The sequence below is a fragment of the Cryobacterium sp. 10I5 genome (genome assembly GCF_035019865.1).
Classification (GTDB): Bacteria; Actinomycetota; Actinomycetes; order Actinomycetales; family Microbacteriaceae; genus Cryobacterium; species Cryobacterium breve_A.
On record NZ_JASJVI010000229.1, the window covers coordinates 1 to 343 of the forward strand.

1 protein-coding gene is annotated in these 343 nt (G+C 73.2%); it reads right to left on the reverse strand.

From position 1 onward, the window contains the following. A partial coding sequence (locus QN350_RS19815) for a hypothetical protein (RefSeq protein ID WP_323517235.1) occupies nucleotides 1-320 on the reverse strand: 320 nt, incomplete at its 3' end. Nucleotides 321-343: the final 23 nt, after the last annotated feature.

Sequence of the window (343 nt, forward strand, 5' to 3'; positions counted from 1 at the left end):
GTCGGCGCCGACCCGCCCATGCTGGGCGTGTCCTCGTCCCGGGCGGCGTGCTCGATTAGGGCCCGGAGGATGTCCGCACGTTTCTCCCCGCCCGTGCGGGTATCCGCGCGGCGCTCCCGCAGCTCCGCCTCGATCACATCCAGCTCCGGGCCCGTGCCCGCGTCGGCGCCCGCACCCGCACCGGCGGTCTCGGCGCCGGGGATCACCTGCCCCGAGTCCATCCGCGCCTGCTCCTCCTCGGTCGGGAATGCCGGCCGGGCGTGGAAGCTGAGGAAGGCGTCGAAGAGGGTGTTCATCATCCCGTAGAGTTCCGGCGTCACCCCGCCCTTCACCGGGTACAGGC